General features: G+C 62.8%; 11 protein-coding genes. 2 read left to right on the forward strand and 9 right to left on the reverse strand.

Going from position 1 to position 15,025, the window contains the following annotated elements:
* Nucleotides 1–100 precede the first annotated feature (100 nt).
* Nucleotides 101–1,048, reverse strand: coding sequence for a choloylglycine hydrolase (gene bsh / locus QNO10_RS13290; RefSeq protein ID WP_229946409.1), 948 nt, complete (start codon nt 1,046–1,048; stop codon nt 101–103).
* A 226-nt stretch (nt 1,049–1,274) separates the two neighbouring features.
* Here bsh and QNO10_RS13295 point away from each other — a divergent pair, with 226 nt between their 5' ends.
* Nucleotides 1,275–1,961 (forward strand): M23 family metallopeptidase, encoded by a 687-nt coding sequence (locus QNO10_RS13295; protein ID WP_229946408.1) that lies wholly within the window; start codon nt 1,275–1,277, stop codon nt 1,959–1,961.
* Between the two features lie 319 nt (nt 1,962–2,280).
* Here the strand turns inward: QNO10_RS13295 and QNO10_RS13300 are convergent, their stop codons facing one another.
* From QNO10_RS13300 to QNO10_RS13335, 8 genes are all read right to left on the reverse strand, one after another.
* Nucleotides 2,281–3,078 (reverse strand): HpcH/HpaI aldolase family protein, encoded by a 798-nt coding sequence (locus tag QNO10_RS13300; RefSeq protein ID WP_229946407.1) that lies wholly within the window; start codon nt 3,076–3,078, stop codon nt 2,281–2,283.
* Entirely contained in the window at nt 3,063–3,848 is a 786-nt protein-coding gene (gene hpaH / locus QNO10_RS13305; RefSeq protein WP_229946406.1) for a 2-oxo-hept-4-ene-1,7-dioate hydratase, read from the reverse strand. The genes QNO10_RS13300 and hpaH overlap by 16 nt, the downstream gene beginning before the upstream one ends.
* 98 nt (nt 3,849–3,946) lie before the next feature.
* Nucleotides 3,947–5,044 carry a 3,4-dihydroxyphenylacetate 2,3-dioxygenase gene (gene hpaD / locus QNO10_RS13310; protein WP_229946667.1) on the reverse strand — a complete coding sequence of 366 codons (1,098 nt, stop codon included), beginning with the start codon at nt 5,042–5,044 and terminating at the stop codon, nt 3,947–3,949.
* Nucleotides 5,045–5,093: 49 nt separating this feature from the next.
* Entirely contained in the window at nt 5,094–6,611 is a 1,518-nt protein-coding gene (gene hpaE, locus QNO10_RS13315; RefSeq protein ID WP_229946404.1) for a 5-carboxymethyl-2-hydroxymuconate semialdehyde dehydrogenase, read from the reverse strand.
* Between the two features lie 36 nt (nt 6,612–6,647).
* Nucleotides 6,648–7,358, reverse strand: a complete 711-nt coding sequence (locus QNO10_RS13320) for a GntR family transcriptional regulator (RefSeq protein ID WP_229946401.1) — start codon at nt 7,356–7,358, stop codon at nt 6,648–6,650.
* Entirely contained in the window at nt 7,355–8,833 is a 1,479-nt protein-coding gene (locus tag QNO10_RS13325; RefSeq protein ID WP_229946398.1) for a fumarylacetoacetate hydrolase family protein, read from the reverse strand. Before QNO10_RS13325 ends, QNO10_RS13320 begins: the two co-directional genes overlap by 4 nt.
* Before the next feature lie 174 nt (nt 8,834–9,007).
* Nucleotides 9,008–11,233, reverse strand: a complete 2,226-nt coding sequence (locus tag QNO10_RS13330) for an AAA family ATPase (protein ID WP_229946397.1) — start codon at nt 11,231–11,233, stop codon at nt 9,008–9,010.
* Between the two features lie 631 nt (nt 11,234–11,864).
* The gene (locus QNO10_RS13335; RefSeq protein ID WP_229946390.1) at nt 11,865–12,809 is read right to left on the reverse strand and encodes a hypothetical protein; all 945 of its coding nucleotides are present in this window, start codon (nt 12,807–12,809) and stop codon (nt 11,865–11,867) included.
* Between the two features lie 931 nt (nt 12,810–13,740).
* Here QNO10_RS13335 and QNO10_RS13340 point away from each other — a divergent pair.
* Entirely contained in the window at nt 13,741–14,820 is a 1,080-nt protein-coding gene (locus tag QNO10_RS13340) for an alkene reductase (RefSeq protein ID WP_269437779.1), read from the forward strand.
* Nucleotides 14,821–15,025 lie beyond the last annotated feature (205 nt).

Consider the following 15,025-nt stretch of genomic DNA (forward strand, 5'->3'; position numbering starts at 1 on the left):
ACCGTGGGTTTCGGATACCCCGGGCTCTAGGCTTAGGGGAATCGAACCCCTGACCTTTCGGATCCAGCGTTAGTGTGCCGAATCGCGAAACGGTGAAGTCCTAGACCACCACAAGTTCCGTTTTCTCAGGCCCATGGTCGGCCATCGTCACGCTCTGGATCGCAGGGTTGTCGTACGTGTTCCAGTAATAGGTCATCGTCCGGGAGGAGAAGAGCCCGGTGTAGGTGGTTATCTCGAACTCGCCCGAGCCCATGGCCGCACTGCCATCCACCATCGAGACCCCCTGCAGAGTGTGGAAGGCTCGCGTGACGTTCTCCTCTTCGGTGGTCTTCGGCGGGTAGTGCGCGTGGACGTAGGCCGCACGCACAAACCGGGACGGCGAGTAGTAGTCGCCGGGGATCCCCCGCATGAGCGACCCGGAGCCGAACGGGGTCAGATGCGCCTGGTTGAGCACCACCTCCTCCGGGAAGTCGGGCGAGGTATTGAGGTAGTTGCGCAGGTTCTCCTGGTGCCAGCCGAAGCCGGGTTGGTTGGCCAGGACGTCGACGTCGTCATGGAAGACGTGCATGCCGTCGCTCGTGTACTCCACAACGATGGAGCGCGTCGAGTCGCCGATCAGCCAGTGCAGCAGCGAGCTCGGATACTGCTCGTTGATCGGCCGATCCACAATGACAACGTTGTCCAGGGCTGCCTCGACCTCGTCGACAGTGGCGAACTGGGAGGCCACCCAGAGCGGAAACTCAAACGCGGCGACGTTCGTCGCGCCGTCGACCGGTGCCGGCGCGTACTCCGCGTACCCCGGAAAGTTGAGGCCGCCGACGGCCAGGCCTGCGTCATTGCCGCAGTCAAAGTACAGCGGCGTGTCTTCCTGAACGATGCCCATGCCGATGACGGCATGCTCGATCTTCGGCACCGCCCCGAAGGGAGACTTGGTGGCGTACCCGGTGGGCGTCACCACCACCCGCTCCCCGAAATCAGACGTCCAATCGAGATTCCGGGCGAAATAGAGGTTGCCGCTGCCGTCCGAGAACCTGATGCCTGTGCACATGTTGATGCTCCCTTTTTTGGCGAAGCCCAAACGGCGGTTCGCCTGGTGGTGGGGTTACGCCGGAGAACCTGCCGAGGAGTCACGGAGCTGGTCGCCCGGCCCGCAACCGTTCTACGTTTTCAGGGTAGGCCCGGACCCCGGGCCAGCGGCAGGTTCCCCGCGGAACTTGGTCCCGAATCTGTGCAGGTTCATAGAGCACAGGGTCCAGGTGCCTATAAAAGGGACCATGACGAATCCGCCCGATAAACCGCTGGCAGTCTCCCTCCCCTTCACGGGGAAATGGAAGGTGCAGAACAGTCCCCTGCGCCGGGTGCCCAGCCACGGCACGCATCTGCTCGCCACGACCTACGCCATCGACTTCGTAGGCGTGGACGACGCCGGTCGGACGGCACCCACAGTCAGCTGGCGCACCGCGTTCAGCACCGAACCCCCGGAGCTGTTCTTCGCCTTCGGCCGCCCGATCCTTGCTCCGGTTAGCGGGAAGGTAGTGACTGTGCACGACGGCGAAACGGACCACGACGCCCGCCGCTCGCAGCTGGCCCTGGTGCCTTACATGCTGGGCCAGCAGGGCCGGCTGCGGCAGGGAGCCGGTGCGATTGCCGGAAACTACGTCCTCATTGCCATGCCCGACGGCGGGGCGGTGGTTGGGGTGATGCACCTGCGGTCGGGCTCGATCCGGGTTTCCACCGGGCAGCACGTCGACGAGGGCCAGCACCTCGGGGACTGCGGAAACTCGGGCAACTCCACGCAGCCGCACGTGCATGTGCAGGCGATGGACGGAACCGACCCGCGGACCGCCCGCGGGTTGCCGCTGATATTCCGGTCCTTCGGCGAGAAACCCTCCCGCGGCAGCACGTTTCTTCGCCGTGAAAATGCACTGCCGCAGGAAGCCTCAACGGTCGAAGCGCCCTGACCGCCATGAGGTCCCGTGGACACCTCCGAGGCCGGCGCCGCGTCCGGGATGGCCAGCACCGGGCGCAGCACAGCATCCCACCGGGTGGTGCGGATGTTATCTAAAGGGATCCCAGCAGCCCCATCAGCACCACTCCGTGGGACGCCCTGCGGACGACGGCGGCTGGGCGAATCGAAAGTGCAGTACTTACCGTTTTCCGGCCGAAAATCGGTAAGTTCTGCACTTTCGATTACCGGGGACGCCCGTTCATCGCGGAAACAGCTACGGCCCGGGCCCCAACCGGCGGTGCCGGCAGATGCAGCCGTGGAAATCCGCGTCATTAACTGGCCCGGGCTCCGTCGTCCGCAGAGGGAAGATACTTCGCAGCCAGGGCTTCGCTGCCCCGGGCCAGGAGCGCGACGTCCGCGCCCACCAAAATGAAGTCCACCCCGGCGTCGATGTAGCGGCGGGCAGTGGCTTCGGCGAAGGCGTTCACGCCCACCGGCTTCCCGGCTGCCTTCACCACGCGGATGCAGTGTTCGACGGCCGCAATCACGTCGGGATGCTCCTGCTGCCCGAGGTGTCCCATGGACGCGGCGAGGTCCGCCGGGCCGAGGAACAGCCCGTCCACTCCGTCGACGGCGGCAATCGCCTCCACGTTCTCGACGGCGGCGGCGGTTTCGATCTGGACCAGCAGCGTCACGGTCTGCGCGGCGTTTTCGAGGTACCCCTCGATCCGGTTCCAGCGCGAGGCGCGGGCCAGGGAGCTGCCCACCCCGCGGATACCCTGCGGCGGATACCGCACGGCGCGGACCAGATCCGCGGCCTGCTCCGGGGTGTCCACCATGGGGATCAGCAGGTTCTGCGCGCCTAGGTCCAGGTACTGCTTGAGCAGCACCGCATCCCCGGAGGGCGGACGGACCACCGCGGTGACGGGATAGCCGTGCACGGCCTGCAGCTGCGCGAGCAGGGATTCGATCCCGTTGGGGCTGTGTTCGGCGTCGATCAGCAGCCAGTCCAGGCCGGAGCCGGCGCAGATTTCGGCGACCAGCGGGCTGCCGGAGCAGACCCACATCCCGGTCTGCCGGCCGCCGCCGGACAGCCGGGCGGCGAAGGTGTCCTCTATTCGAAGCGGCATGTGATGGTTCCCAACGGTCCGTAGTCGACAAAGACGGTATCGCCCTTGTATACCCACATCGGGCGGGTGAAGGAGCCGGCGAGAATGATTTCCCCGGCCTCCAGCGAGGTGCCGTGCGCGGCGAGCTTGTTCGCCAGCCAGTACACACCCGCCGCAGGATGGTTGAGCACCCCGGCGGCGACGCCGGTTTCCTCGATGCCCTGGTTCCGGTACAGCAGGGCCGAGACCCAGCGCAGGTCGACGTCGGCCGGTTTCACCGGGTTCCCGCCGACCACCATGGCGCCCATCGCCGCGTTGTCCGCGATGGTGTCCACGATGGTCCGGCCCTCCATCTCGATCCGGGAGTCCAGGATTTCCAGTGCGGGCACCACATAGTCCGTGGCATCCAGGACGTCGAACAGCGTGCAGTTCGGCCCGGAGAGCGGCTTGCCCAGCACAAACGCCAGCTCCACCTCCACACGGGGATGGGTGTACCGGTCCCAGTCCAGGGTGCAGCCGTTTTCCAGCACCATGTCGTCGAGGATGACGCCGTAGTCGGGCTCGGTGATGCCGGTGGCGGCCTGCATGGCCTTGGAGGTGAGGCCGATCTTGTGACCGGCCAGGGACCGCCCGGAGGCAATCAGCCGTTCCCGCCACAGGTCCTGCACCGCATAGGAATCCTCGATGGTCATCTCCGGGTAGCGCGCGGTCAGGCGCGGCACCGGGGTGCGGGTCCGTTTCGCTTCGAGCAGCTCATCGGCCACCGCCCGGATGGTCTGTTTATCTAGCACGGCGGTTTCTTTCTGTTCGTGGTGCGGCGTGTTCGGAGGGTACGACGACGACGGGCCGGCTTCGGCGCCGCCGTCGGGCTGTTCTAAAGCCGGGCGGTTCAGAGCTGGGTGCCGATCTTGAAGCCCTTCGCGGGCTTACCCGCGGAGCTGCCGCCGCCGTCGTCGGGGCGGGTGTAGGAGAAGCCGTCTGCGCCAATGGTGACCGCCATTTCGGAGGTTTCGGTGCGGGTGGTGAGCGGCTGCGGGTTGCCGTCCAGGTCCAGGACCAGGGAGGCCTCGGTGTACCAGGACGGGACCACGGGGTTGCCCCACCAGTCGCGGCGCTGGTTGTCGTGGACGTCCCAGGTGATGGTGGGGTTGTCCGGGTCGCCGGTGTAGTAGTCCTGCGTGTAGATCTCGATGCGGTGGTCGTCCGGATCGAGGATGTAGAGGTAGAAGGCGTTGGAGACGCCGTGCCGGCCGGGGCCACGTTCGATCCGATCGGAGATGCGCAGGGCGCCCATCTTGTCGCAGATCTGGATGATGTTGTGCTTTTCGTGGGTCGCGAAGGCCATGTGGTGCATGCGCGGACCGTCGCCGCCGGTCAGGGCGGTGTCGTGCACGGTCTGCTTGCGGTGCATCCAGGCGGCGTAGGTGACGCCGTCGGAATCCTTGATGTCCTCGGAGACCCGGAAGCCGAGGTCCTCCAGGTAGGCGCGGCCGCGGGGCACATCGGGGGTGACCTGGTTGAAGTGGTCCAGGCGGACGAGTTCCCCGGCGGAGTAGAGATCGTAGCGCTGGGTGAGGCGTTCCACGTGCTCGGTTTCGTAGAAGAACTCGTAGGGGAAGCCCAGCGGGTCCTCCACGCGCACGGAGTCTCCGATGCCCTTAGTGAAGCCGTCCTTCCGGCGCTCGGTGCGGCAGCCCAGTTCCTTGTAGTACGCCTCGGCCACGTCCACGTCCTCGGGGGTGCGGACGCGGTAGGCCAGGGCGGCGACGGCGGCGACCGGGCCCTTGCGCAGCACCAGGTTGTGGTGGATGAACTCCTCGAGGGAGCGCAGGTAGATGGCGTCGTCGTCCTCTTCGGTGACGTGCAGGCCGAGGACGTCCACGTAGAACTTCCGGGACCGTTCCAGGTCGGTGACCACCAGGTCCGTGTAGGCGCAGCGGACAATGTCCGGCGGGGCGATGCTCGGGGTGGGGATGCGGTTTTCGATGTCCATGGTTTTGCTCCTTTGCAAAAGGCGGGCGAAGTGTCGGTGACGCTTAGCCGTCGACCTTGGCGGCGTCGTCGGTCCCGAACTTGGGGGTGTGGACCTCGCCCAGGGTGATGTGCACGGCCTGCTGGTCGGTGTAGAAGTCGATGGAGCGGTAGCCGCCCTCGTGGCCCAGGCCGGAGGCCTTCACGCCGCCGAACGGGGTGCGCAGGTCGCGGATGTTGTGGCTGTTGAGCCAGACCATCCCGGCCTCGGTGTTCTGCGCGAAGTTGTGCGCGCGGGTGAGGTCTGAGGTCCAGATGTAGGCGGCCAGGCCGTACTTGGTGTTGTTGGCCAGCTCCAGGGCTTCGGCTTCGGTGTCGAAGGGGGTGATGGCCACGACGGGGCCGAAGATTTCCTCCTGGAAGATCCGGGCGTCGGGGGCGACGTCGGCGAAGACGGTGGGGGCGATGTAGTTGCCCTCCTTCAGGCCTTCGGGGCGTCCGCCGCCGGCGAGCAGGCGGCCTTCGGTCTTGCCGATCTCCACGTAGGAGGCGACCTTCTTGAAGTGCTCCGGATGCACCAGTGCGCCGACCTGGGTCTTCGGATCGTGCGGGTCGCCGACGACGATGGTCTTTGCGCGGGCGGCGAAGCGGGCGCAGAACTCGTCGTAGACCGGGCGTTCGACCAGGATGCGGGAGCCGGCGGTGCAGCGTTCGCCGTTGAGGGAGAAGACGCCGAACAAGGCGGAGTCGATCGCGGCGTCCAGGTCGGCGTCAGCGAAGATCACGCAGGGGCTCTTGCCGCCCAGCTCCATGGACAGGCCCTTGAGGTTCTCGGCGGCGTTGCGGAAGATCGTCTGCCCGGTGGTGGTCTCGCCGGTGAAGGAAATCAGCGGCACATCCGGGTGCTTCACGAGGGCGTCGCCGGCTTCCTCGCCGAGGCCGTTGACCAGGTTGAACACACCGGCCGGAACGCCGGCGTCGGTGAAGATGTCCGCCCAGAGCGAGGCGGACAGAGGAGTGAATTCGGCGGGCTTGAGCACCACGGTGTTGCCGGTGGCCAGCGCCGGGGCGAGCTTCCAGGACTCCAGCATGAACGGCGTGTTCCAGGGGGTGATCAGGCCGGCGACGCCGATCGGCTTGCGGTTCACATAGTTGATCTGGCTGCCGGGGACCTTCATGGCGTCGTCGAACTGGGCCACAATCAGGTCCGCGAAGAAGCGGAAATTCTCCGCGGCACGCAGGGCCTGGCCCCGAGCCTGGGTGATGGGCAGGCCGTTGTCGAAGGTTTCCATTTCGGCCAGGCGTTCTTCCTGGGCTTCGACGGCGTCGGCGATCTTGTTGAGGATGCGGGCACGTTCGCGCGGCTTCATCTTCGGCCACGGGCCGTTCACGAAGGCTTCGCGGGCGGCGGCGACAGCGGCGTCGATGTCTTCCTTCTGCCCGGCGGCGGCAGTGGCGTAGGTGGAGTTGGTGACCGGATCCAGCACGTCGAAGGTGGCGCCGCTGGCGGAGTCGACGAACTTGCCGTTGATGAAGTGCTGGATATGGGTGGGGAGGTTCTCGGGGACGAAGTGCGTGGTCATGGGTGTTCCTCTTTCGTCGGTGAAGTCTTGGAAGTTCTAGATCGGCGAGGGCGGCTGGTGGCTCTGGGCCAGGAAGGCGTTCAGGGTGTTGGTGCGGTGCGCGCGGGCGGCGTGCTCGACGTCGGCCGCTACGGCGTGTGTCTCGATCAGGTCCAGCAGGTGGTCGTGTTCCGCGACCGAGGCGTGCGCCCGGTCCGGGACGTAGCGGAAGACGGAGGAGCGCATGCGGCCCAGCCGGTTCCAGCCGCGGTGGACCAGGTCCAGGATGTGCGGATTGGGGCAGCGGGCGTAGAGCAGGGCATGTAACTCGGTGTTGAGGGCGGTGAAGCGGACCGGGTCGAAGTTGCCCAGGACCTCGCGCATCTGGTTGTTCAGTTCCCGGGCCTTAGCCAGTTCCTCGGCGCTGATGTCCGGGGCGGCCAGGGCGGTGGCGGCACCTTCGATGATGCTGAGGGTCTGCATGGTGTGCAGGTACAGGTCCGGGTCGATGCCGGCCACCGTGGCGCCGACGTTGCGGACGAAGTGCACCAGTCCTTCTGCTTCGAGCCGGCGGATAGCTTCGCGGACGGGGACCACGCTGAAGCCCATCTCGGTGGCGATGCCGCTGAGTACCAGGCGGTAGCCGGGGACGAGTTCGCCGCCGAGGATGCGGTCCTTGATTTGCTGGTAGGCCTGCTCGGACTTGGACCCGGTGCCCGTGGCGGTGCTGGCGGCGGTGCTGCTGGCGGGGCCGGTCACGCTGCTCATGCCTGTTCCGCTGCCCAGGCCTCGTACTTTTCCTTCCAGGCGGCGTTCATCGGGTAGAGCCCGTCCACGCCGTGGCCGGCCCGAACCATTTCTGCGATGAACTCTTCCTGGTGTTCCTGCTTCAGACACGCCTCCACCAACTCCTCGGCCATGGCCGGCGGGATGACGAGGATACCGTCGTCGTCGGCCACGATGATGTCGCCGGGCTGCACGGTGGCGCCGCCGCAGGCGATGGTGAGGTCGGTGTCCCAAGGGACGTGCTTGCGGCCGAGGACGGCGGGGTGCGGGTTGGCGCAGTAGACGGGCAGGTCGATGCCGGCCACGGTGGAGTAGTCGCGGACGCCGCCGTCGGTGATGATGGCTGCGGCGCCGTTGTGCTTGGCGCGCAGGGCGAGGATGTCGCCCAGGGTGCCGGTGCCCTTTTCGCCGCGGGCTTCCATGACCAGGATTTCGCCCTCGCCCACGGAGTCGATAGCGCGTTTCTGCGCGTTGTAGCCGCCGCCGTGGGACTTGAAGAGGTCCTCGCGATCGGGGACGAAGCGCAGGGTGCGGGCGGTGCCGACCACCTTGCGGCCGGGGCGGGTGCCGGTGAGGCCGTCGATGGAGACGTTGTTCAGGCCGCGGGCGCGCATCTGCGAGGACAGGGTGGCGGTGGCGACGGATTCCAGCCGAGCCTTGAGCTCCGGGGTCAGGGTTTTCTGCTGGTCCTCGGTGGCGTGCGGGGCGAGGCCGGCCTTTTCCGCGGACCCCCAGGCTTCCTCGCGCTGCTTGTCGTCAATCCGAGGCTGCGCGCCGAAGGAGGCCAGCGGCGTGATGCCGTCGGTGACGGTAGTGGCAAGGCGGCCGGTGGTCTTATCGGTGCCGGGCACGTCGACTTCGACTTCGAGGCGGTCGCCGGGGACGGCCACGGAGGCGCCGGCGGGAGTGCCGGTGAGGATCAGGTCGCCCGGTTCCAGGGTGAGCAGCTGGGAGAGGTCGGCCACCAGCTGGGCGAAGGGGAAGAGCAGGTCCGCGGTGGTGTCATCCTGCGCGAGTTCGCCGTTGACCCAGGTGCGGACGCGCAGGGCGGCGGGGTCGACGTCGGCCGCGTTGAGGATCGCGGGGCCCACGGGGGTGAAGCCGTCGCCACCCTTGGAGCGGAGGTTGGAGCCCTTGTCTGCCCAGCGCAGGTCGTACACGCCCAGGTCGTTGCTGGCGGTCACTCCCCCGACGTAGCTCCACGCGTCTTCGACGGTGACGCGGCGGGCGGTCTTGCCGATGACCAGGGCGATTTCACCTTCGAAGCCGAGCAGTTCGCAGCCGGCCGGGCGCTCGACGGCGCCGCCGGTTAGGGCCAGGGAGGAGCTGGGCTTGAGGAAGTAGGAGGGCTGTTCCGGGGTGCGTCCGCGTTCTGCCGCCCGCGAGGGGTAGTTGATGTGGACGGCGATGACCTTGCCGGCCTGCTTCAGCGTGTCCGTGGTGGCGTCGTTGCCCATGTCTCTCCTGGATCAAGTACGAAATCGTATATGATGAGAGTGACATGTGGTGTAAGTCACGTCAAGGGGTCTTGAAAGACATATAAGGCTGACGCAGAACCCCGGGGAAGCCCGGGGCACTCCCTCGTAGAAAGCCGTAAGACCGACCCAGATGGTTTCTCCCGCATCACATCCCTACCGCTTGAAAGATACGTTGTGCACATTCACTGAATGAAGTCCCGAACCGACGAATTTAATGGGTCGGGCTTCGCCAGGGACATCCCACTGCTCAACTCCGGGTCCGTTACGGTCCCACTTTGTGAAGGATACGTATGTTGTCCTGGCCCCGGGAGCTATAGGCCGAAGCTTTCGGGCGAGTAGTGAAGCGAAAGCATGATCATGTGTCGTTACAACCAACTGGCGGAAAGGAAGAATTTTACGAAGCAAATCAACCAATCCGAGCAGGTGGACGTCGTCGAGGTTCTGTAAGGGGTCATCCAAGACCAAGGCTTTCATATGTGCCGGCGAGAACCCCAAGTTGAAAGCCAGAAATATCGAAACTGCAAGAGCATTAGCTTGGGACGTGGACAGCGTTTCCCCAGGAGCCCCAACATCGATCTTCGATTCCTCGTCGCGAAGCACCGGCGTTAGACGGTGCTTCCCCCTAAAACTGCGGGTCGTTATTCCTACTGATCGGAACGTCGGATGTGGATCGATGGCTGAATAGAACTGACCAAGGAGCGGCTGGAGCTGGGACAACCTCTCAGAGACGAACTTGTCAGCATCAGCTTTAACCAGTTCAAGCAAAGAGGCCGCAACATCGTTGGTATGCCGTCGAGCGGCGATGTCGCTTTCCTTAGCATCCAAGGTGTGGCGGATTTCGGATGCTTCAGCCATAATCCGATCTCGACGCGACTTAGTCGTTCGAAGCGCAGCAACAGCCTCGAATTGTCCACCAGCTTCAGACGCGCGCCTGATCTGATCCCTACGAAGGGTTAGATACTCCAGTTCCATTCGAATTCGGTCTAGCCCGCTGGTGACATCCAAGGCCTGCACAGTATCAACTCCGGCAGTCCTCAAGACCTCACGAAGGCGCTCCTCACGATGCTGCCGGGCAGCGAGTGCGGCGGCCCTACGTTCCCGAATCCCCCGTTGATCGTCTGTAAGCTGACGGAGCAAGAGGTCGGCTTCGCGCACTCGCTGCTTCGCTGAGTCCAACTGCACTCGTTCGCGGTTTACGCTCGTCCTGAGTCTCACGTCTTCCGAGTCAGCAGCCATTAGCTCGAGGCGGGCGCGATACCGCTCTGCTGCTACGGATTGCCCACACGCCGCACAGTGGTCGGAGACATGCCGCAACAGAATGTTGGCCATGTTTGCCATGTCTTCCCGCAGCGACTCCGCTCGCCTCAAAACGTCTTCTGCCTCTATTACCGCCTCCTGGAGGGCAGCTGCCTGAGTCTCAGCCTCGTCTTTTTGCATGGAAATCGCTATTATCTCAGCGGCGATATTCTCCATCGTTGAGTCATCAGGATAATCCGGAAGTGGAACACTGAGCTCGCCCTGGATGGCGGTGAGGGCGGACACCTTCTGTTCGACCTCGCTACGATCACGGGAAAGACTGGTTCGCAGTCTGCTTAACGATTCCTCGGTGAGCTCCGCGTCACCGAGATCAGATAACCCTCTTAGGTCCAGAGCTCGAACCTCCTTGAGCCAATCTCGCCAATGCGCTTGCACCTCAGGTCTGTCTGCGCTTGCAATTTCGGATTCAAGTATCTCAAGGCTCGCTTTCAAGTCCTCGAGTTTTCCCCGCTCATCAGCCAATGCGGTGTCTGCTTGGTTGCTAGCCTTTACCCAAGCAACTTTTTGAGACTGCAATCCGTCCGCGAATTCACGTAGCCGCCCGGCTCCAACCATTCTTGCGACGGCATCAAAGCGCTCCGTGTCTTCCCGTACCGTCAAGAACTCCCTCAAAGATTCTTGGCGGAGGTAAATAGAATCTATAAATGAATTAACGACCGTTTCAAAATCTTCGTCCGATTCGCTTCCAGCGAGTTGTCGACGCAACCAGCCTTCCGCCTCTTGACCGCGCCAAACCCTATTGTCGAGACGTACGCGAAGGGGACATTTCTGCTTGCGCGGATCCGATTCATCGGGGTTGTCGACAGATCTAACCACACTCGCAGATTCTCCATCAAAATCTACTTTTAGTTCTACGGACGTCGTGCCCGACTTTGTGTACAGGTTTTGGGGTCCTTGGCTCCCCGGACTCTTTCCAGAAAGAACCCACGCTATCGCGTTGCAAATCGTTGTCTTCCCGTATCCATTTGCGCCGACAACTATTACGACGTCGGCATCAAGGTCAACGCGAATCTCACTCGCGACTCCACCAAATCCGACGATTACGATTTCTTTCAGCCTCATGCTCTGAACTCCGTTTCGTGTGAAGCACCGAGGAGTCTGTGGAGAACCTCAAGTGTTGACATTCCTGATTCGAAGGCGTCAACCATTGCAGGAATATATGCAACTGCATTGGGGTACGACGATAAACGACTGGAGAGTAAGTCAAGCGGGTCTAACCGACCGTTACCTGGATCAACATTTAGGTCAAGGACAGGTGCTAGGGCTCGGCGAATATGAGGTGTTACTTCCAAGGCATCGGAGACACTTCGGGGAAGATCGTCGCCCGTAATAATTAGCTTACGAACCCGTCTCGTATCCGACCGAATGCGCGCGACATCAGCTACGAGGTCATCCGGAATACCATCCAGTGCGACCAACACCAAGTAGCCATCCCACGACTTGGGATCAGTGTTTACTATGGTCGCCCCAAGGAATTCGATGACCGCATCCTGGGCACGTCCCCAGTTGCTGACGAGGCTTGGGACTGAGTCGAAGGCCCAAATGGCTATTATTGAATACTCATCTTCAAAGGCTGCGGACCCCTTTGGCCATGTCTCTAGGTATCGCATTGGGTCTACACGAACCATATTTGATTCGGTAAACAATCGCGTAATCTCAGCAAGTAGAGACTCGTTAGTAACGACCTTGTTAGTCATCGCATGATCCCGTCAATAGTAGCCGCGACTTCGCTGAGTGGGGCGTGAAGGAATTCATCAACGAACAAGGGAAAGAGTGTATCCGCTCCTCTAATAAGGTCACCGGAATTGCTCGCTCTTATCAAGTCATCCACCCCAGACAAATCCACGTTTGAATTAGTTGCCCCCGCAACCATGACTATGCCGGTACGATTCTGGGGGGCCAGACCCTCGTTACGGTTGCGGACCTTGGTGCTGATCCCCGCCCAGGAGTTCAGACCCTTGCCATGTGCCATACCGACGACCATGGGAGCGCCGTGGGCGGGGTTCACTTTAAACCTGCCATGGTCATCAAGCTCGACTGACGTTGCACTTAAGGCTGTCTTCAACCTGTCCAGGCCCAATAGAAGATGCGCGATGTGTTGGCGCCGCGCAGAATCGCCTTCCGCTGTGTACTTGCTGGTCTCCAGCAGCCACGTGGAGCGCGCGCTGCCAAGTTTCAACAAGTCAATATTTTCGAGGGGAGCAGTGACACTCCGCGTCTGCAAAGAGGCCATGCTGGGTTCATCTTTTGCGAGTTGCTCGTGCGCCTCGGTTAGATGATGCAGATGTTCCGTGGTTACTCGCTCGGCGAGCTTCTGCATGAATTCACCCCAGTAGAGCCCAACAGAGCCAGTGAGGTTCACACCCAGCGCCTCAGAGAATTTTGACTCCTGATTTCGATCCACCAAGAAGTATGAAGAGTTAGCTTTCGTCGTGAGGCGTGCAACGCTCTCCGTTAGGACATTGGCGGGACTGCCTAGACCAACGAAAATAACAATAGGAGCGGAGAGATTTGCAGCCGCGATAACGCTCTCCCATTTATCTCGCCACTCAGTGTCTAAGTCGTTCTTCCGCAGCACCCAGTCTTCTTCATTTTGATTGACGCTGCGGTGGAGGTAGATAATAGAATGAGCACTCAACTTCGCATGCTCGTCGGGCCCCTCGACAAAGGTGACTTCGGACCTATTTCCTAGTTCGGTAAGTGCATTCTGAAAGGCAAGGTCATAGTTTAGGGAAATTACATGACGGAGAGCCCCCTCAATAAGCAGAGCGGCCGCGATTAGATGACCCACATTGGGTCTTGCGGTCCTCCACGAATCCTTGGGCAACCGACTGGTCAGTGGAACCTGGGACCCGTGCTTTGCGTACACTACATCGGCGAGGACAGAGAGGTCGTCCGGGTCATTACAGTCTCCTCGCTTCAGCAGACCGTCAGCAACGAGCCGCCGATGAGCCTCCCTCGAGTAGTGCGAACCACTCTCAAATCCTGTCGGTTGCTCCATCGAAACGCCTGCACCGACGACTAAGACCACTCGGCTTCCGGCTGCGTCAGTGATTTGTCCGAGAATTTCCGGCGGAATAGCAACCGTGGTTCCGTCCACAGCAACTACCTGAGATGTTTCGGTCACTCTTCCCCCATGACTCTGATGCAGGTGAACACGACGAATACGCGATTAAGTGTAATAAGTCAGACAGTCTAACCGGTTGAACCACATTTTGAACCTGCACACTGCGTTAGGTCGATAAAGGCCAGTCACCCAGCTAATAACAAGGTGTGAGATCTAGTCGCAAAGTCATGGGTGGCTTCATCGCACCGATATCGCCGCCGGACCCGATAGTCTCCGTGTGCGGTCTTTGTTGCAAAATCTCCAATTGCTGCGCTGCGGTCAAGACAACGGCTCGGCCCTCGCGAGTCCTCACCTAGGGACTTCGGTTCCCGGTCGCCAGTCAACGCGGTGTGTGACATTGACCTTGCCTCGGAATAGGCAAGGCCTTTCACGTGGTTGTCGCTGGATAGACAAACTTCAGCTCAATGGAACCTTCCTGCGGGCGCGCAACAGAAAGAACCACTTGAAACTCTTTACCCCCCTCACCGTCGGCGCCATGGAACTGCCCAACCGCCTCGTCATGGCACCGATGTCCCGCGTACGCGCCGACCGCAACGGCGTGCCCACCGACATCATGGTCGAGCACTACCGCCAGCGCGCATCCATGGGCCTGATCATCACTGACGGCATCTACCCCTCCTTCACCGGCCAGGGCAACGCCCTGATGCCCGGCCTGGTCACCGAGGAACACGTCGCCGGCTGGAAGCGCGTCACCGACGCCGTGCACGCCGCCGGCGGCCGGATCGTCGCCCAGCTGATGCACTCCGGACGCGTCGCGCACGAGAACATCAACGGCGGCCGCCCCGTCGTCGCCCCCAGCGCCATCGCGGTTGAAGGCATGGCACACACCTACGACGGCAAACAGCCCTTCCCCGTGCCGCACGCCCTCACCGAAGCCGAACTCCCCGGCGTCGTGCAGGACTTCGTCTCCGCCGCGCGGAATGCCATGAAGGCAGGGTTCGACGGCGTGGAGCTGCACGGTGCCAACGGGTACCTGCTGCAGGAATTCCTCTCCCCCGTCTCCAACACGCGCACCGACAACTACGGCGGATCGCCGGAGAATCGTGCCCGCCTGGTCATCGAGGCGTTCCGTGCCGTGGCCGAGGCCATCGGCGCCGAGCACACCGGCATCCGCATCTCCCCGGAGCACAACATCCAGGGCGTGCTGGAAACCGACCGCGCCGACGTGACCGCCACCTACACCGCCCTGGTGGACGGCATCGCCGATCTGAAGCCGGCGTACCTGAGCATCCTGCACGCCGATCCGGCCGACGAGATGGTCCAGGGCCTGCGCCACCGGTTCGGCGGACCGGTGCTGATGAACACCGGCTTCGGCTCGGTCACCACCCGCGACGACGCCGTCATGCTGCTCGAAGAGAACCTGGCCGACGCCGCCGTCGTCGGCCGTCCCGTGATCGCCAACCCGGACCTGGCCCGCCGCTGGCAGGAGGACCACCCGCTGAACGAGATCGACCAGGCCACCGTCTACACCGACGGTGCCGCCGGCTACACGGACTACCCGGAGCTGGCTCCAGTTTCCTAGCCCGACCGAACGACGACGGCAGGCCTTCCGCACGATGCGGGAGGCCTGCCGTTCCGTCGGTGCGGGGGAATCACGCCGTTGACGCGGCACGAACCAAGGGCAGACTGGCCAACCGCAGTGCGGGACTCCCGCACTTCCGTTGCTATGCTCGCGATAGATAGATAAGACAGAAACCGATTGGGGGTCGGGAAGCCGCATGGCTGAC

The sequence above is a fragment of the Arthrobacter sp. zg-Y919 genome, from assembly GCF_030142045.1.
Taxonomy (GTDB): Bacteria; Actinomycetota; Actinomycetes; order Actinomycetales; family Micrococcaceae; genus Arthrobacter_B.